16 protein-coding genes are annotated in these 17,912 nt (G+C 53.0%); 2 read left to right on the top strand and 14 right to left on the bottom strand.

Annotated elements, in window-relative coordinates; translation table 11 throughout:
• Positions 1–29: 29 nt before the first annotated feature.
• The 7 genes from G544_RS0110385 to G544_RS0110355 form a co-directional block, all read right to left on the bottom strand.
• Complete coding sequence (locus tag G544_RS0110385) at positions 30–278, bottom strand: helix-turn-helix domain-containing protein (RefSeq protein WP_027274538.1); 249 nt, start codon at positions 276–278, stop codon at positions 30–32.
• On the bottom strand, positions 278–742 hold the full coding sequence (locus G544_RS0110380; protein WP_027274537.1) for a hypothetical protein: 465 nt from the start codon (positions 740–742) through the stop codon (positions 278–280). Before G544_RS0110380 ends, G544_RS0110385 begins: the two co-directional genes overlap by 1 nt.
• 200 nt (positions 743–942) lie before the next feature.
• Complete coding sequence (locus tag G544_RS0110375; RefSeq protein WP_027274536.1) at positions 943–1,260, bottom strand: hypothetical protein; 318 nt, start codon at positions 1,258–1,260, stop codon at positions 943–945.
• 70 nt (positions 1,261–1,330) lie between these two features.
• A complete protein-coding gene (locus G544_RS0110370; protein WP_027274535.1) occupies positions 1,331–1,879 on the bottom strand; it encodes an immunity 42 family protein in 549 nt (182 codons plus the stop codon).
• Between the two features lie 82 nt (positions 1,880–1,961).
• The gene (locus tag G544_RS0110365) at positions 1,962–2,414 is read right to left on the bottom strand and encodes a hypothetical protein (RefSeq protein ID WP_027274534.1); all 453 of its coding nucleotides are present in this window, start codon (positions 2,412–2,414) and stop codon (positions 1,962–1,964) included.
• 33 nt (positions 2,415–2,447) lie between these two features.
• Complete coding sequence (locus G544_RS0110360) at positions 2,448–2,783, bottom strand: hypothetical protein (RefSeq protein WP_027274533.1); 336 nt, start codon at positions 2,781–2,783, stop codon at positions 2,448–2,450.
• 4 nt (positions 2,784–2,787) lie between these two features.
• Positions 2,788–4,554, bottom strand: a complete 1,767-nt coding sequence (locus tag G544_RS0110355; RefSeq protein ID WP_134389018.1) for a VENN motif pre-toxin domain-containing protein — start codon at positions 4,552–4,554, stop codon at positions 2,788–2,790.
• A 326-nt stretch (positions 4,555–4,880) separates the two neighbouring features.
• Here G544_RS0110355 and G544_RS0110350 point away from each other — a divergent pair, with 326 nt between their 5' ends.
• Entirely contained in the window at positions 4,881–6,071 is a 1,191-nt protein-coding gene (locus G544_RS0110350; RefSeq protein WP_027274531.1) for an amino acid aminotransferase, read from the top strand.
• A 68-nt stretch (positions 6,072–6,139) separates the two neighbouring features.
• Here G544_RS0110350 and G544_RS0110345 read toward each other — a convergent pair whose 3' ends face one another.
• The 7 genes from G544_RS0110345 to cmoM all read right to left on the bottom strand — a co-directional run bounded on the left by G544_RS0110345 (position 6,140) and on the right by cmoM (position 16,965).
• Positions 6,140–6,784 carry an MBL fold metallo-hydrolase gene (locus G544_RS0110345; protein ID WP_027274530.1) on the bottom strand — a complete coding sequence of 215 codons (645 nt, stop codon included), beginning with the start codon at positions 6,782–6,784 and terminating at the stop codon, positions 6,140–6,142.
• A 123-nt stretch (positions 6,785–6,907) separates the two neighbouring features.
• Positions 6,908–7,468 (bottom strand): peptidoglycan L,D-endopeptidase MepK, encoded by a 561-nt coding sequence (gene mepK / locus G544_RS0110335; RefSeq protein WP_027274529.1) that lies wholly within the window; start codon positions 7,466–7,468, stop codon positions 6,908–6,910.
• Positions 7,469–7,696: 228 nt separating this feature from the next.
• Positions 7,697–9,430 carry a L,D-transpeptidase gene (ldtD, locus tag G544_RS0110330; protein ID WP_027274528.1) on the bottom strand — a complete coding sequence of 578 codons (1,734 nt, stop codon included), beginning with the start codon at positions 9,428–9,430 and terminating at the stop codon, positions 7,697–7,699.
• A gap of 210 nt (positions 9,431–9,640) precedes the next feature.
• Positions 9,641–14,149, bottom strand: coding sequence for a chromosome partition protein MukB (gene mukB / locus G544_RS20345; RefSeq protein WP_051155684.1), 4,509 nt, complete (start codon positions 14,147–14,149; stop codon positions 9,641–9,643).
• On the bottom strand, positions 14,146–14,868 hold the full coding sequence (gene mukE, locus G544_RS0110320; protein ID WP_027274527.1) for a chromosome partition protein MukE: 723 nt from the start codon (positions 14,866–14,868) through the stop codon (positions 14,146–14,148). Before mukE ends, mukB begins: the two co-directional genes overlap by 4 nt.
• Positions 14,849–16,171, bottom strand: coding sequence for a chromosome partition protein MukF (gene mukF / locus G544_RS0110315; RefSeq protein ID WP_027274526.1), 1,323 nt, complete (start codon positions 16,169–16,171; stop codon positions 14,849–14,851). The genes mukE and mukF overlap by 20 nt, the downstream gene beginning before the upstream one ends.
• Positions 16,168–16,965, bottom strand: coding sequence for a tRNA uridine 5-oxyacetic acid(34) methyltransferase CmoM (cmoM, locus tag G544_RS0110310; RefSeq protein ID WP_027274525.1), 798 nt, complete (start codon positions 16,963–16,965; stop codon positions 16,168–16,170). Before cmoM ends, mukF begins: the two co-directional genes overlap by 4 nt.
• A gap of 135 nt (positions 16,966–17,100) precedes the next feature.
• Between cmoM and elyC the strand changes: the two genes are divergently transcribed.
• Positions 17,101–17,868, top strand: coding sequence for an envelope biogenesis factor ElyC (gene elyC, locus G544_RS0110305; protein ID WP_027274524.1), 768 nt, complete (start codon positions 17,101–17,103; stop codon positions 17,866–17,868).
• Positions 17,869–17,912 lie beyond the last annotated feature (44 nt).

Raw genomic sequence — 17,912 nt, 5'->3', positions numbered from 1 at the left:
AAGGCGCTCTTCGGAGCGCCTTGCTTGTACTATGCAGCCCTACTCACGCTCACACACCGCATATTTCGGCCTTTCAGATAGCGCGAAGGCCGAATCTCCTCAGGCGCGACGCCCAGCGCCTGCGCTATCAGCCGTTCTCCCTTGGGCCAGCGGCGCATTAGAGTATTAGCCAATGTGGAGGAAGCCAGCCCTGCGTCACGTGAGACGGCGGCAAGTGAGGTGCCTCTCTTTTTCAGCCCGGCGATAACGTCAGCGGCATGCCAATCCTGCTGTTTCATCATAAGCCCTCGCTGGTAAACAGCAGGCCGTCGGCCGTGCGCACCCGCAGCCAGCGCGGAGATTTAAGCTCGGCGGCAAAATAGCCCACCAGCCCGAACAGCAGATCGCTTAGGGGTTGCTCAGCTCCCAACGGCAGCGCCCTACCGGTTAACAACTGCGCCAGCGCTAAACAGTAGCCGCACAGCTGTTCTGAATCTGGCTCAAAGCGAGGCGGATTAACGGGCGGTTCATCGACAATAAAGCGTTCGACCAGATGTTCAGGAATGGGATCGTTTATCGTCGCCCGCAACAGCGAGAGGCTGGAAATCAATCGCCCGCAGAGCGCCAGCCGCAGCGCCGGGTCGTCGCTTTCGATTAGGGCTTCGGTGAACTGCTCGCAGTAGTCGGCCAGCCTGGTGAAGTCCGTGTTGGGGCTAAAGGGGATATTGAGTAGCGGGTGAATTTGGGTAGGGGTTGTAGCCATGTGGCAGCCTCCAGAGTGACGTAAATAATAATATGCCGTCAGTATGGTTTCAGGATGCCAATCCCGACGCCTGATTTCTCCAGCGTGGAGTGAAGATAACTTACACCTCTTTTTGTAGCAATGGGCTTTGTTTAGGTTTTGGGGATGACTCTCAGAAAATAAGAACTAAACCTGTTTACACAAAATCATAAACAGGCTCGCTAAACCTGAAAATTATCCCTTCGAGATAATTCTAAAAGTTCTTTCAGATAACGATGATATTGCCTGCCTTTCATCATTTTCGCATATGCCTCAATAGTTATTGGGTCATCCGCTATAACTGAGTTATCAATTCGAGACACCTCAAGCGTAATAACTTTTTCCCCATTAATAAGATAGGTGTAAATATCCTCACCCTGTTCTATCATGTGATATAGGCAACATGCCGAACTTACCAAACAAAATGCATTCTTTAAGTAAGGAATAATGACCTCTTGCTCCATTCTGTTGAATTCATTTAATGCAAAATTGTCTGTCATTTTATCCCTCCGGAGTTGCTGTTTAAACACCCCCCTGAATCACCAGATGGTGTATAATTTCAGCCACTTATTAAAGATTAGAATAGAAATTTATTGTAGATTTAACAATATCACTCACAACATTCTTTTCTAAAACTACATCACTAATATACGGTTCGGCTATATTAACCCGACGATATCCTGTTTTGTCATCGCCTTTCAAAACACTAAGTTTTGCACCTAAAATCCTAATCATATCTTTGAAGGAAACAGCAAAAACATAACAACCACCATCTTCCAAATTATACGTAGATGCTTGATATTGATAAGACTCAACAAAATCGTCTGAAAGATCAATATCTGGATTTACAAATTCAGGCAACATTGTTTCTAACATAAGGAAGAATGCTTCCTTCTTATCCATCTTAAAAATACGCTCATCAGAAATAGGTGAAATTAACGCATTCCCTTCAGATAAACAGAATATATCCCCACCTAAAGTGGCCACTCGAGCGCTATCTGGGTACAAATTCCCATCTATACAAAAATGAAATAATCCATTTTTAAAACTCCCAACTGCGCTCCATTGAGGTAAATATTCAATCAGTATAGAAAAATGATTGGGGTCCCCGAAAATCATAATTATCTCTTTTTACCATCGCATCGGAATCATTTGATTATACAATAAAATTTATAGGCTCCTCATCGACGCATATCACATGTTAACAAGATAATGAAAAAAGTTCTTTTATATATTTCTCAACAAAAATTACTAACTCATCCGGGGGGTAAATTTCTTTCTTCTGCACTAAATACGCATCGTCATAGATCACCTTGGCTTCAAGTGACTTAGCAAGTACATAAGCAATGATAATTGAAAACTTTAACTCATTAGCACCACGAGTACTAACCCCAGCTATAACCGGAGAATCCATATCATCCTCATCACGAGCTTGCGGTTCAAAATAGGAAAAGCTCACCCAACAAAAATAACCATATTGATGTTCTTTGATATATATGAGTTTATCAGATAGATCCAACCCTTTTTTAGCCGATACGCCAATGGTCAACTGCTGCGTTGATAATGACAACGAGTGAAACCCATCAACGATAATCTCCAACACTCTCTCAAATGAGGGACATTCCTTAAGAGGAAACATAACTTCATTTGCCATCGACTATCATATCCTTCATTATTTAACAAATGGTTATTTTATATACAATGGAGATATCTGCATTTTTGGCTTGATTTCATTAAACCATAAGTCAACAGCCCATTGGCGCGATCGTCCACCTATAACTGGCTCATTCTTAAGATCATTTTCGAATGCCTTTTTCATTATCCCATAAGCTTCCAAATATTGTTCTGAGGTCAACTCTGTAAAGTCAATAAACCCATCATAAAGATCATAATGAAAATATATTTTCTCACTTATTTCTTGATTAATATTCAAATAGGGCCTAAGAAATTCAGCAATAAACCCAGTACTTGCTGAATTTAAAGTTATCATTATATCTTTACCAAAAACTAAGGCCCCTGACATATAATTACCTCATAATAATAATTTTTTTCTGTTCACTAGCTGATAATGTTTTTATATGATCCATCAACCTTTGTTGATTGATATGATTTAAAACCCTAAAGTCCAAAGGTACAAAATCGGCTTTTTTCAAGTGGTCTTCTAATACCTTAACATTTTTTTCCCAGTTATTATTAAAAAACTGATTTATCCCAGTGATTTCCTTAGAAGTTCCATTTGCAGTCGTAAACATGAAATCAACTGTTTTTCCTTTATTTGGGCCACTTGTGAAAATGAAGTCTCCTAACCCCTCACCGTCTCCAATCCGCTTTAATGTTCCTCCTAAAGAGTTCTGAATCTCAACGGCAGCGGAGGCCTCTGCAGGCTTAATTTTTCCTGCATGAATATCCAGTTGATTAAGTCTATTAAACTCATCAAGATTAACTGCTTGTCCAGTTTTTATTTCAGTGAATATTGTCCCTTTCCCTGCCGTCTGTTCAATAACTAAGCTATTTTTCCCTCCAGATGAAAGTATTTTTGCTGGTAATAAAGCTCCAGATAATATCCCTGCAACATTCTCCAACGCCTTCTGGTCGCCATTGGCTGCTTTAACGAAGGAGGATTTAATCCCCTCCCACGCATCACCATTCATGATACCATTCAGCACATTCGCTGCCGCTGCATCTTTTTTAGCTATATCACTTTGTGCCTGACTACAGTAGCTGTCTCCTGCCGCACAAGTTGCTAGCGCTGCTATAATATCAAACGCCGTATCGCCACCTAGCATAGCCAAATCACCACTTTCACTGGCAAAAATAACCAGACCATTTGCAAGCTGTGAAGCGATGTTTTCACCCAGTTTATCCCTGATCTGTTCTTTCCACCATTCCGCACTTTCTTTCACCGATTCCCGGCCCTTATCTCCGAGCATCGAGTTATTCTCCACCTCCACCCGCGCCGCATTCGCCCCACTGGCAATACCATTAACATCCCCGCCAACGACACCGCCCGCAGCCGAACCCACCAGCGCCACCAGATTGCTGATTACCATTTTCTCATCCGGTGAAAGCTCCTCAGCTTTCTTGCCGTAGAACGCGTTAGCCAGCGCATCCGAACTTGCCGCCGCAACAAAGCCGCCCGCCGCCGCCGCGCCTGGGTTAGCGCCCTGCGCCTGCGCCAGCGCGCCCGATACAACGGCGTGCAGCGCCATCCGCGCAGCGTCGTTACCTTGTGACGCCTCTTTCACCAGCGTCGCCATATACGGCGCGGCGCCAGCCGCTACCCCGCCCGTGACGTTGCCGCCCAGCACGCCCGCCAGCAGCCCTGCTGCCGCCGTGCCGTTTTGCCAGAAGTTGCTGCCGACGCCGTACTCTTTGTCTACGCTCTTATACTGCTCAGACTCCGCAATTTTCGCGTTGATTTGCGCTTCAGACAGCCCGTTAAGCTCGCCTTTCGCTGCCATCTCGGCGCGGATGCTCTCCTTCGCTTCGTTAAGCTTGCTCTGCTTGTAGGCGTCCATCGCCTGCGTGCCTAAGGCTACCGCTTCTTTCTGAATGCTCAGCTGGTCTTTGATTTTGTCTTTATCAAAGGTGTCGTCCAGCGCGCGGTGCGCGTTGTCGGTATCTCGGCTCAGGTTGGCGATATCCTGCTTTTGGTTCTCGCCGTCGCGAATGATGATGTCACCCTGTGCAATCGCACTGTGGGTCGTACTGCTGTCCTTGTCCGACACCTGCCCTACCGGCGTCGTCGGCATGCTCGGCGCGTAAGGGGTGTAGCCGCCGTCACCATCGCTCATTATCCCGCCCGATACGTTCACCCCGTACTGGTTGCCGCTCCACTCCGCCTTGTCTTTTTATATGTCGCTGGCAAGATTCATCGACGGGATGTCGATTAAGATCTGAGTGATGTCAGATTACAACATTACTACTACTCAGAACAGCGACAAGCTGTAGGGCTACGCCTATGAGCCGTCGTTTTCCCCTCCCCCCATTAGTTTTATCAATACAATTTCCCCCACTATCGTTTTATTTACTTTTCCTTCTTAACCATTTGTCAAACGGCACGAATTCACTGTAATCTGGCTAAACCCGTTTGTTCCTTACTTTATGGAAACCATCGACTATGTTTGAGACTGTAAAAGCCGCGCCTGCCGATCCAATCCTCGGCCTGGGAGAGCTCTATAATGCCGAAACCCGGCCAAATAAAATCAATCTGGGCATCGGCGTCTATAAAGATGAAACCGGCCAGACGCCGGTGCTTAACTGTGTGAAAAAAGCGGAACAGCTACTGCTGGAAACGGAAAAAACCAAGAACTATTTTCCTATCGTCGGCCTGCCGCCTTTCGCTGCCTGTACGCAGGAACTGCTGTTCGGCGCTGGCAGCCCTATCATCGCAGATAAACGCGCTCGTACGGCCCAGGCCCCTGGCGGCACCGGCGCGCTGCGCATCGCTGCCGACTTTCTGGCGGCCAACACCTCCGCCAAGCGCGTGTGGATCAGCAACCCGACCTGGCCTAACCACAAAAGTATTTTTCAGGCTGCTGGGCTGGAAACCGCGGAATATCAGTATTACAACGCACAGGAACACGCGCTGGACTTTGACGGCCTGCTGGCAAGCCTGAGTGGCGCGCAGGCGGGGGACGTCGTTCTGTTTCACGGGTGCTGCCATAACCCAACCGGCATCGATCCTACGCCGGAGCAGTGGCAGCAGCTTGCCAATCTTTCCGCCGAGCGCGGCTGGCTGCCGCTGTTCGACTTCGCCTATCAGGGCTTTGCACACGGCCTGGAAGAGGACGCTCAGGGGCTGCGCATCTTTGCCGCCAACCACGCTGAACTTATCGTCGCCAGCTCCTATTCCAAGAACTTCGGCCTGTACAACGAACGCGTCGGCGCCTTTACTCTGGTCGCCGCCGACAGCGAAACGGCTGAACGCGCCTTTAGCCAAGTGAAATCAACCGTTCGCGCCAACTACTCCAACCCGCCGGCCCACGGAGCGTCGATTGTTACAACGGTGCTCAGCACGCCGGAGCTTCGCGATTCATGGCATCAGGAGCTGACCGACATGCGCCAGCGCATCCACCGCATGCGCCAGCTGTTCGTCAACACGTTGCAGGAAAAAGGCGCGGAGCAGGACTTCAGCTTCATCATTCGGCAAAACGGCATGTTCTCTTTCAGCGGCCTGACGCAAGAGCAGGTGCTTCGCTTAAGAAACGAATATGCGATCTACGCCGTAAACTCAGGCCGGATCAACGTCGCCGGTATGACGCTGGACAACATGGCGCCGCTGTGTGAGGCCATCGTTGCGGTGTTGTGATTTTATTACGGATATGCAAAGGGCGCCGTTTGGCGCCCTTCTTCATTTTTGTCATCAGCTATCAAGCATTAGCCTCTAGCATTTTCCCCAACAAAAGGATTGCTCACCCTTTCATACCCAATGCTCGACATCGGGCCATGCCCAGGAATAAACCGCACGTCGTCGCCCATCGGCCACAGCTTTTCGTTAATAGAAGTGACCAGCGTCTGATAGTCCCCACGCGGAAAGTCGGTGCGGCCAATGCTGCCATAAAACAGCACATCGCCTACCAGCGCCAGCCTGTCCGCTTTCGAGAAAAACACCACGTGCCCCGGAGTATGGCCCGGCGTATGCATAACGTTAAGAGTACGGTTGCCGACGGTAACCGTATCTCCGTCGTTCAGCCAGCGATCGGGAATAAAGGGATCGCAGTGCTCCATGCCAAACCGGGTGGTTTGATCGGGCAGGATTTCCAGCCAGAAGGCATCATCTTTATGTGGACCAACGATAGGCACGCCGTAGCGCTTGGCGATTTTTTCCGCTCCGCCTACGTGATCTGAATGGCCGTGCGTCAACAGTACCTGTTTTAACGTTACGCCCAGAGCATCGATGTGCTGGCTTAACAGCTCGGCTTCACCGCCGGGATCGACAATAGCAGCCTCGTTTGTCTCTTCACACCACAGCAGCGTACAGTTTTGCTGAAACGGCGTAACCGGAATAATTTGGTATTTCAAAGCGTTCTCCTCTGCCCTATGGCGACGCGAAAATAACGCTATCATTCCACACGCCGCCGGTGAGAGCAACTTCACCGCGCGTAAAAAAGGCGCCTTCGGCGCCCATAGCTGATGACGTTACCGTTACCAGTTTCTTACCGGCCCGGTATCCACGTGCACAAAGTTGCTGGAAGGATAATACCCAACGCCGCCGGACTTCATCTTCAACGCCGCATCTCTGAGCGTCTTTAGCGCCACGCCGGGAATGCGGATATCCGCCGCCTGCCCCAGCGTATGGTAACTGTTCTTCGCCACGCCGCGCTTATGCGCGCGCATCTCGCTATTGCTGGCGACGCTCCTGTACCCGCATATCAGCTCAATCTGGCGATTGCCGAACTGCTTTTGTAGGTAATACAGCTTGTCGTAAAGCTTGGGGTCTATCGTCGTCACCTGCTCGGTACGGCGATCGCGGAAAATATGATTCAGGCGGGAAAGCTCTTTTTTATCATAGCTTTTACCGTTGAAATAGGTCGATGTTATCGTTTCATTGGTGTTGATATTTTTTATCAGCAGCGTTCGAGTTCGCAGCTGAGTACTTTTCGTCTTTGCCGGTGCGGCCAGTACCGATTCGGGTAAAAGCGCTATGCCTAAAGCGGCTCCGCCAATCACTAACCACTTACGACGGTGGAGATCAATTTTATCCATAATGCCTTTCTATAATTAGTAAAACGGTAATTAACTTTATGCTCTTCCTGCTTTTACCACACGCTCGGCAAAGCATTTGATTTTTCATAAGAAACAAAAAGTTGAGCTTCTAACAGGATAACGCGCTAACGAGAATAGTCCAGAATCACGCTGTATTAACGCGCGCTTAAAATGTAAGCGCGCGTTACAGCCTTCTGTTATGACAACAGAAATGAGGAAATTACGGCATTAATGTAAAAGTTTTTCTATCTGAGGCAGTTCCTTTACACCCGCCTGCGCCAAGCGATCGTAGCCATAAATGTCAGAACGGAACTCCGGCTGACCGTCGGCAGATACCCAAGACGTCAAATAGTAAAGCTGGACCGGAATTTTTTCGCGGATTTGGGCATACGTCGTACTGCCGCGCTTAAGCGTGTTTTGGATTTTGTTATCATCCCAGCCGGCGTCGTTAAGCAGCATGTTGGCAAGCTCCGCCGCCTTGTTCACGCGAATACAGCCCGAACTTAACGCACGCATGCTCTTATCAAACAGGCGGTGATTCGGCGTATCGTGCAGATAAATCGCGTCGTCATTAGGCATGTTGAACTTAAAACGACCCAGCGCGTTGCCGCTTCCCGGCGCCTGCTGTAGGCGGTAATTTCCGCTGCCCTCGGACCAGTCTATTGTGCTGGGGTCAACGGCTTCTGCATTCTTGCCGTAGCCTGCATAAACCGTATAGCCCTGACGCTTCAGATACTCTGCGTCACGCTTGGCCTTCGGCACCAAGTCCTCTTTAATGAGCTTAGCCGGCACGTTCCACGGCGGGTTTACCACCACGTTGTTCATCGCGCTGCTCATTAGCGGCGTCTTACGGCGCACTGAACCGACGATAACCCGCGACTCCAAAATGCGTTCACCGTTAACGTAGTAAACCAGCGAATAGTCGGGGATGTTCACAAAAACGCCGTGATCCCATGCGGCCGGCAGTAAGCGCAGCCGCTGAATGTTCAACGCCAGAACGGCCGCCCGCGTTTGCGGCGCCATGTTCAAGGCTTCACGCGTGCTGTTGCCAATAACGCCGTCAGCCTCCAGGCCGTACATTTTCTGGAATTTCTTCACCGCCTCAACCAAATCGCTGCTATAAACCAAAGACGCTTTAGCCTTAGCCGCATTTTGATCTTCCGCACCGGCAGCAGCGGCTTTTTCCAACAGCCCGCTGCGGGTGAGTATTTCTCTTAATTCGGGAACGTCCTTGCTGCTGTTGCCCGGACGCAGGCTCTGTTTGGCCGTAGCGAGCTGAGGCCAAGGCTGTGCATCGTTAATCAACGGAAGCATGGCGGCGCGCATTTTTTCATACTGCGGGTTTTTCGGCGCCAGCCCCTGAACGAAAGCGTCCAAACGCCCTTCGCCAACTGCCTGTTGCCATTGCTCTATTTCCGCCTTGGCGGGCGCAGCCATTTTGTAGCTGTCGGCGCGATATAGCCAACGGTTGCCGTTAGCATAAACGCCGTTAACAAAGTGTAAATACCCCAGCATCGCATCGGAAAGCACCGCGTCTCGCCCAATGCCGGTCAGCTCCGGATTAGACAGCAGCGTCGCCCATTGCCCAAACTGGCCGTTCACGCCGGACAGCGCCACCTCGGCCAGTTGAGATTGAAATGCCTTCATCGCCTTTTCATCTTCCCATAGGGGCTTCATTTCGTCCGAAGCGGCGTAAATCAAGCTAAGTTCGGAAAGGTATTTTAGCGATACGCCGGCAGGCAGCGCTTTTTGCAGCTCCTCACGGCGTTGATTGATAAGCTCCTGAGAAGGAGCCGCCCGTGCAGCGCTGGCCTCGATCGCGGCAGTAGCCCCCGCGTCAACGACCTGAGGTTCGTTTAAAACGTCAGTTTGCGTGCAGCCTACGATCGGGAAAGCCGCCAGCGTTGCCAGCGTACAGTTCACCGCCAGGTTTTGGAGAATTTTTCGTTTTACCAACAACATCCTTTGTCCTCTACTAAAACAGTCTCACACATTGCTATCGATGCCCAAAACTAAAACATGGCTTGATAAATTACTTTTACTTATACCCTTACCAAAACATCCTGTATTTGTTGGCATACGAAAAGAAAACGATGGTCGCCGACGTCGACGACCATATGCTCTTACAGATTAGCGCAATGAGACTATAATACACAATCTCAACAGCGATGTTTAATGTAACAACTCTTCCGAACTGTTACTTTCCTCATCGTCCTCTTCCGGCTCATCCTGCGGCCTTTCAGCCTTATCCTTATCAAGAGAGCCAAAGCCTTTCAGACCGACAACGTGAACGTGCTCGTTATTTTGGAATATTTTCCGCACCAGCTTATAGGTGGTGCCCTTCTCCGGACTGATATTTTCCGGTGCGGCAATCACCAGCTGCATTTCAAGCCGCTCGCACAGCTCAAACAGCGTTGCGATAGAGTTCGCATCCAGACGGGCCGCTTCGTCAAGGAACAGCAGGCGGCACGGAATAACGTCCTTACCACGCAGCCTGCGAGACTCTTCTTCCCAGCTTTGAACCACCATCACCAGAATCGACATACCGGTACCGATGGCTTCACCGGTAGAAAGCGCCCCGCTCTCGGCCCTCAACCAGCCGTCGGAACCGCGGAAGACTTCCACTTCCAGCTCCAGGTAGTTGCGGTAGTCCAAAAGCTCCTCGCCAATCGTCTGCGGCGCCCGCTGCCCCATATCGATATGGGGATTGAGGCGCTGATAGAGCTTGGCCAACGCTTCGGAGAAGGTCAGTCGGTTGCTGCTAAACAGGTCCTGATGCTGCTCCTGCTGCTCGGACAGCACCTCAAGCAGCGTCGCGTGGGCTTCGCGCACGTTGACGTTCAAACGGACGCTCTTCACCTGCCCGAAGGCCACGGCCTGCAGCCCTTGGTTCAGCATGCGAATGCGGTTCTGTTCGCGCTGAATGGTCTTACGAATAATGTTCGCCACGCTCTTGGAGCTTATCGCCAGCTTCTGCTCGCGCGCCGTCAGCTCTTCCGTCAGGCGCGCCAGTTCGATTTCCATCTGCTCGATGGCTTCGACCGGATCGTCAGTGCGGATAATGTCTTGACGAATACGCTCGCGCAAATGCTGGTACACGGCGATATAGAACTGGATCTTCTTCTCCGGGCGCTTGGCGTCTTCAGAGGCGCGCAGCACGTCGCGCAGGTGCTCGTTATCCGCCACGGCCAGACGCAGTGCGCCAAGCGCCTTATCCGACATGGAACGCAGGGCGTCGGCGTCCATATACGCCAGCTCGCGGCGGTGCAGGCGACGCTCGACGTCATTGTCTTTCACCAGGCGCATCACCAGACACCAGCCGGCCTTGGCGGTCACTACCAGTTCGCGGAACTGGTGGTAATCTCGTTCAACCTTGCGCAGCTTCTTCTGCAGGCTGTCCATCTCCGCCTCGCAGAACGTAATCTGTTTCTCCAACTGGCTGCAGTTGTGGCGGTTCTGGCTCAGCGCGGCGTAAAGCTCGTCGCGACGCTGCTTGGCGCGGGCTTCGGCGTTAGGATCCGCCTGAACGCCGATGTCTTTCAGCTCCTGATTAAGCTCCTTAAGCATATCCTGCTTGGCGTCATAGGCGCTTTTCAGCGACGCCAGAACCTGATTAAACTGCGCGCACTGGGCCTGAGACTGCTTCAGCTGTTCGCGTGCGCGGGTGCGCTCCGCTTCCGCCAGCTCCAGGCGCTGGCGCAGCTTATCGTTCAGGTCGGAGTTTTCCGTCAGCATGCCCGCAGAATCGCTGTAGCTAAAGTGCGCCCGGCGCTGTACAACCTCCGTCAGCGCAAACGCCTGCTGCTTCGCCTGCTGCTGCACGCTCTGCGCCTGCTCATAGCTCTGCTGCAGGCTGTCGTGCTGGGTAGGATCGCTTTGCAAAACGGCGGCGATGGGCTCCAAACGAGCCAGATCGGCGCCGTGCTGCTGTACGTACTGCGCTGATTCCTGCGCTTCCATCAGGTCTTCACGCACCGTCTCTACGCGGTCAATCAGCGTTTCGTCCGCCATCAGGTGAAGCTGCGGCATCAGGCGGTTAAGCTGAGCAATGCTCTCCTTAACGCGGTCCAGCAGCTGCTTTTGCTGACGCTCCTGACCTTCGTGGCCGTTGAGCTCGCGTTCGATTTCACCGCGGCGCGTCGTCAGCCGGCGAATTTCCACTTCCGGATCGCTGTCAAACGCCACGGCCAAATGCGTGCCGACGAAGCGGCTAAAGCTTTGGTGCAGGCGCTGCGTTTTTTGTACATCAAAGGAGAGCGTCGCGTAGCGCTCCGCCAGCGCCTCGCGTTCGGCGCCCAGCATCTCAAGGCGGCTTTCGCGCGCCGCGCGGCCAAACAGAGGCACTTCAGGAAAGCGCGAATAGCGCCACTGCCGGTCAGAGGCCTTAACCACGACCGCGTTAGGCACTTCTTCCGCTTCAAATACGCTGTCGTCGAATGACTGCGGATCGCCCTCGATAAGGTAGAGATCTTCAGGGCAGTCTTCTAACCCCTCAAGGTGCTCCCGAACAAGAGAAAGGCTCGGCACCACGATAGCGTGGCGCGCCGGGCCGTAAAGCGCAGAGAAATACGGCGCGTCGTCAAGAACGACGTCGTCATAAATTTCCGACAGCAGCACGCCGCCAAAACGCTCGGCCAACGCCAACAGGCGGCCGTCTTCTGCGCCGCTAGGCTGACTAAGCCGCTCAATTTGCTGTTCGACCAGCAGCTTTTGTGAGGCTACCTTATCGCGTTCAACCGTCGTTTCACGTTCGCGTTCGAGCAGACACTGCATCTGTTCCGTTACCAGCGAGCTGTTTTCAAGCCGCTCGCCGCACTGGTCAGAAAGCGCGCTTAGCGCGTCCTGCGCGGCAATCCACGCCGGCGCCTTTTCTGACAGCGCCTTGATGCGCTGATTGGCCTGCTCCAGCTCCTGACGCAAAGACATGCGCTGCTCGCCAAAATCGGCGGCGCCCTGTGACAGGCTTTCTAACAGCAGCTCCTGTTCGTTGCGAAGCTCTTCCAGCTCTTCAACGGAATAGTCCTGCCCTGCTTTCTTGCAAAACTCTTGCAGCAGGCGCTCGGCTTCCTGCTGTTCACGCAGACGCTGCTCAAGCTCGGAAAGTTGAATGCGCAATGCGTTAACGCGCTCGGCCTGGTGCCGTTGAGACGGCCAGTCGCGCAGCAGGCTTTTAGCCGTATCCCACGCCCGATCGCGCCCCACTTCGCCAGCGATTTTACACACCAGACGGTAGGCTTCTTCAAACTGGCCGTGCGCCGCATCGGCAACGCTAAGCTTTTGCTCTAACTGAAGCAGCGCGGACGTCGCCTCATGCTCGCGGGCCAAAAAGGTTTCCAACCACTCGTCGGCGTTATCGATGCTCAGGTCAGGAATGCGACACAGCTCGCGCGCACGCTCCAGCGCGGTCAGCGCCTGCTGATACTGAATTGCGCGAGTTTGCTGTACGTCCAGCGCCTGCTGGTAGTCCGCAAGCTGGCTCTTTAGCTCATCAACTTCCAGCTCAGAAGCTTCCGCCGCCACCTGACAGTCAGTCAGCCGTTCGTTGGCTTCGGCAACGACTTCGCCCTGCTCTTCCAAACGATAGGTCAGCTCATCGAGATCGCCGCGATAGCGCTCGATCTTTTCCTGCTGGCGCATCGCCGTCTGCACTAAATTCAGGTGATCGCTGGCGGCCTGATAGTCCATTTCCAGATCGGACTGAGCGCCGGACTGTTCGGCCAGCTCGCGCGACATCTCGACGTGGCGATACTGTTCGGTAATCAGCTGGGCCCGGCCGTTAAACAGCTCACGGCGCTGCGCCAGCGCGTCGTCCAGATGGACGCGCCGCTCATTGGCGTGGCGCATATAGTCGGCGGCAACGTAGGAGGTCGCTTCGGAAATAAGGTGTTTAAACAGATCGCGATCGGACTGCGTTACGCGAATGGCTTCCAGCGTCATGCGGTTTTCACGCAGCGCCGATTCCATATCCTGAAACGCTTTGCGCACGCCGCCGTTTTCCGGCAGCAGGTAGTCACGCAGCGAGCGGGTAATGGCGCTGGAAATACCGCCGTACAGCGAAGCTTCAATCAGGCGATAGAACTTGCTGCGATCGGCCGAAGACCGCAGGCGCTTAGGGATCACGCCCAGATCGAACATCACCGCATGATAGTCGGCGATCGAGTTAAACTGCTTGAACTGAACCCCTTCCATCGCCTCAACGCGCTCTTTCAGCTCGTGAAGCGGCAGCACGCGAGCCTGACGCTCGCTGACGTTTTCAGTCACGAGCTGAGTCGGCTGGATGGAAGCCGGCAGGCCAAAAATCATAAACGGCTTGATGTCGACCTTTTTATCCCGCCCGGCCACCTGCTGCAGCCGCACGCCGCACAGCACGCGCTGATGGCGAGAGTTCACCACGTCCAGCGTGGAGTAGCAGACGCCGGCCTTAAGCTTACCGAACAGCCCCTTATCCCTTGAACCGCTGGTCGCCCCCGCTTCCGTCGTGTTGCGAAAGTGCAACAGCGTCAGGTCGGGAATTAGCGCGGTAACGAACGCCGCCATAGTGGTTGACTTACCGGCGCCGTTACCGCCGGACAGCGTGGTGACCAGCTCGTCCAGGTCAAACGTGCGCGCAAAAAAACCGTTCCAGTTAACCAGCGTTAACGAGCGAAATTTTCCTCTTTCAATTAAGCTTCGTTCAATCATTCCAGTTCATCCTCCGCGCTATCCGCTGCGTTATCCATCCCCTGCTCTTCATCGGCATCGGAAAGCGAAAGGGTATTCTCCAAAGGCATTGCTTCGCCGTCGCGGATCATGCGCAGCTGCGCTTCACGCGGGTCGTCAGAGCTTCGAACGTCTGCGCCAAAGCGGAATACGGATTCGTTAATGCGAAACTTCGTGCTGTCGCTGCCGATAAACGTCACCATCCCTAAGCGGCGCAGGCGGTTAAGGGAGGTCCTTACCTTCTCCTGCAGCTTCTGGCGATCGACGTCTGAACCGGTCGAGCGCTGGTTAACGTACTTCAACAGTTTGCTCTCATCGGACAGCGCAATCAGCTCTTCGTACAGCTCCTGCCCGCTAAAAATGCCTTCCTGCGCCAGCCTTTCCGGGCTGAGATAGAGATAGCAAAGAATTTTTCCTACCATCATATCCAGCTCGGACAGCACGGAACGGGCGATCAGCGTCGTAGAGCGAGGCCGCAGGTAGAAAAACCCTTCCGGCGCCCGAATAAGTTCGACGTTATAGCGCAGATAAAAGCGCTCCAGCTCGTCCTGATAGTCCATCAGGTAGGTATGGTTATCGAGTTCGTCAATGCCGATATGACGACCGGCGCGCAGCTGGCTGTCCAGCGCGGGGAACAGGGGGTTGGCTATCGCCTGAGCCAGCTTGGCCGGCATTACTTGTTCAATATTTGTCGATGACATGGGCCTGCACCTTGGCTCCGTAATCGTTAATGGGCTGCCACTCGGCAGGCAATCCGGAAAAATCCGCGTCCGCGACGCCAAGCCTGACGGCCTGATCGACCAGCAGTCTGGCAACGTCAAAATGGCGAGCGCGAGGGAACTGCGTCAGATAGCTGCGCATGACCATACCGAGGTCGAGAGGCCGCTCTTCGCGCTTGAATACCTCAAGCGCCGCTTCAATATGCGCGGCAATCTGTTCACGCATTTCGGTAAACTCTTCGTATTCCATCTCCGGCGGCAGTTCACCGGTGACTTCGTCGTTTCTAAGCGTCAGCTCTTCGTCGCGCATATCGTAAAGACGCTCGGCGTTGGCATAGCTGAGCGCCCAAGGATTATCAAAATAGGTTTGCAGCGTTTGGCGTAGACGCTGGGCGAATACGCGATTTTTATCCATATCGATAGCGGTACGAATAAACTTATGGATGTGGCGGTCGTAGCCTATCCACAGGTCGATGGCCTGCTGCCCCCAGCTAATGATACGGTCGAGCTTGGCCTGAAGGTCTAAGACCAGCTTATCGACAAACTGAAGCTCGGCCGATCCCAAGGTCGCGTCCTGAATGCGCAGGAGGTTAGCCTGAAGCTTGTCTCCCGCCGCCTCCAGCGTATCCTGCAGTTCTCGCAGCGTACCGGACGTTTCCATCAGCAGAAGCTCACAGCTGGAAATCGCCGCACGCCAGTCTTTGCTCAGCAGCGCAGCGATGTCTTCTTTCACGTTCTGCTGCTGCTCATCCATAATGCGCTGCGTAAGGTCGATGCTGTCGAAAATTTCCGCGACGGAATACTTCAGCGGCGCAAATACGTTACGGTGCCAGTGGAAATCGTCGCCGCCCTCTTCCGCCGCTTCGGCGGCCAGCTTCAGCTCCTGCGCTACGATGGAAAGCTGCATGGAAAGCCGGAGGGTAGAGAATTCGCGCTGGCGAATGTAATAGTCGGTGATGCCCATGCCTAAAGGCGTGAGGCGGTAGATGGCGTAACCGTCGGCAAGCTCGCTGGTAAAGCGGTTTAGCAGCCGCTGCTTTACCATATCGTTAATCGCATTATTGGCGCGAACGGCTATCGTTTCATTAGTCTGGTCAAAGCCCTTGCTGACGTGGCGGAAGGCGTCAACCAGCTCGCCCTCGTTCATTTCTCCGTCCAGCCGGTCGTGGTTTAGCGTGGCTATCGCCAACAAAAACGCCAAACGCTCCGTCGGCAGCGACAGAGAAAAATCGTTCTTACGCGCCCAGGCGACCAGTTCAGGTACTGTCTGGGAAAATTCACTCATAGTCTTCTATCCCTTACGTTTGATTCGTTTGGCTTTCTCGCCATCACGTGGATATAACGTCCCAAACTCACAAACGGCTCCTGCCGGCAATAGCGTAACTCCAGCGCCAACAGTGCAGCAAACTCCTGCTGCTGTTGCTGTTTATCCTGCATGTAGTCATGGAATATCCGAACGCCGCTTTTTTCAACAATCGACATCCCCATATCTTCCAACCATTCGTCAACCTGCTGCGGCGCAAGCGGCTTGTCGGGTGACAGCGACTTTCTTTTTCTTTTTCGCATTCCGCTGGCAATGTAGCCAAAGTTGCCTAACGTGACGTTCCGAAACAACAGTGCGTCATAGTTGTAAAACATCAGGGATAAGACCCCTGCGGGCCGTAAACACTTCGTCACAGAGAGCAGCGCGCCGCGCTGGTCGTCTATCCATTCCAATACGGCGTGGAATAATACCAGATCTACCGGCGCATCTAAACGATCCGCTGCATCCTGCGCGGCGCAGTGTATGAATTTTATCTTATCCCCAACCCCTTTTTCCACCGCCGATAGTCGCGCACGCTCCAACATCGTTTCGGAAATATCGCAGAATATGACGTCGTGGCCGCGCCGCGCCATTTCACACGCCATGATGCCCTCGCCGCCGCCGGCGTCTAAAACGCGTAGGGGACGATCCGGCATCGAAGCCATAAGTTCGTCAAGGTCCCGCCACAGTACGGCCTGGCGGATTTCACCCTTGGTTGTGCCATAAATATTGCGCGAGAGCTTCTCGGCAATATCGTCAAAATTACGATCTTTCACGGCGAACCGACTCTCTCCAATGCTGAACGTCAATCGGCGACGTCGACACAATCTTCTGCCATTTAGGGCGGCTTACGATAAAATGAACGCGAGTGCGCTGCGGCGCATAAGTCTATTTCCCGATTAGGAAAAACTATGCTTTTTACGCTCAAAAAAATCATTGGCAATATGCTGTTGCCGCTGCCGTTTCTTCTTAGCCTGATGGCCATAGCGCTGCTTCTGCTCTGGTTCACGCGCTGGCAGAAAAGCGCCAAAACCCTGCTAACCGCAAGCTGGCTAACCCTGCTTTTGATTAGCCTACAGCCGGTTGCTGACCGGCTTTTAATGCCGCTTGAAGCAAACTATTCTACCTATTCTCCCGAGGCCCAGCGGGAAACGCCCGTTGAATACATCGTTGTGCTCGGCGGTGGCTATACCTACAACGCCGAATGGGCCCCCAGCTCAAACCTGTTTCCCAACAGCCTGCCGAGAGTGGCCGAAGGCATTCGCCTTCATCGCCTGATACCCGGCAGTAAGCTGGTTTTCACCGGCGCAAACGCCGAAACCAATCCGGTAGCCTACGCGACTACGGCTGCGATGGTGGCGGAAAGCCTGGGCGTCGCTAAACAGGACATCATCGTTCTGGATCGCGCCAAGGACACCATCGAAGAGTCTCAGGCGGTAGCCGAACTTACTAACGACAGGCCATTCCTGCTCGTCACGTCCGCTAACCATTTACCCAGAGCCATGCAGATATTCCAAAACGCGGGCCTTCATCCCATACCTGCACCGGCTAACCAGATGGCGACGCTCGGGCCGTTAAACCCATGGGAGAAGGCATTCCCATCGGCGCTCTACCTCTCACACAGCGAGCGGGTCTGGTATGAAACGCTGGGCAGCTGGTGGTTAAAAATCAAAGAATAAATAAAGCTCTGCGTGGACATAGCCCACGCAGAGCGCAATACGCG

It is taken from the genome of Leminorella grimontii ATCC 33999 = DSM 5078, from assembly GCF_000439085.1.
GTDB classification, from domain to species: Bacteria; Pseudomonadota; Gammaproteobacteria; order Enterobacterales; family Enterobacteriaceae; genus Leminorella; species Leminorella grimontii.
Note: the sequence above shows the minus strand (reverse complement) of the source record. Positions and strands in the feature narration are given on the sequence as shown.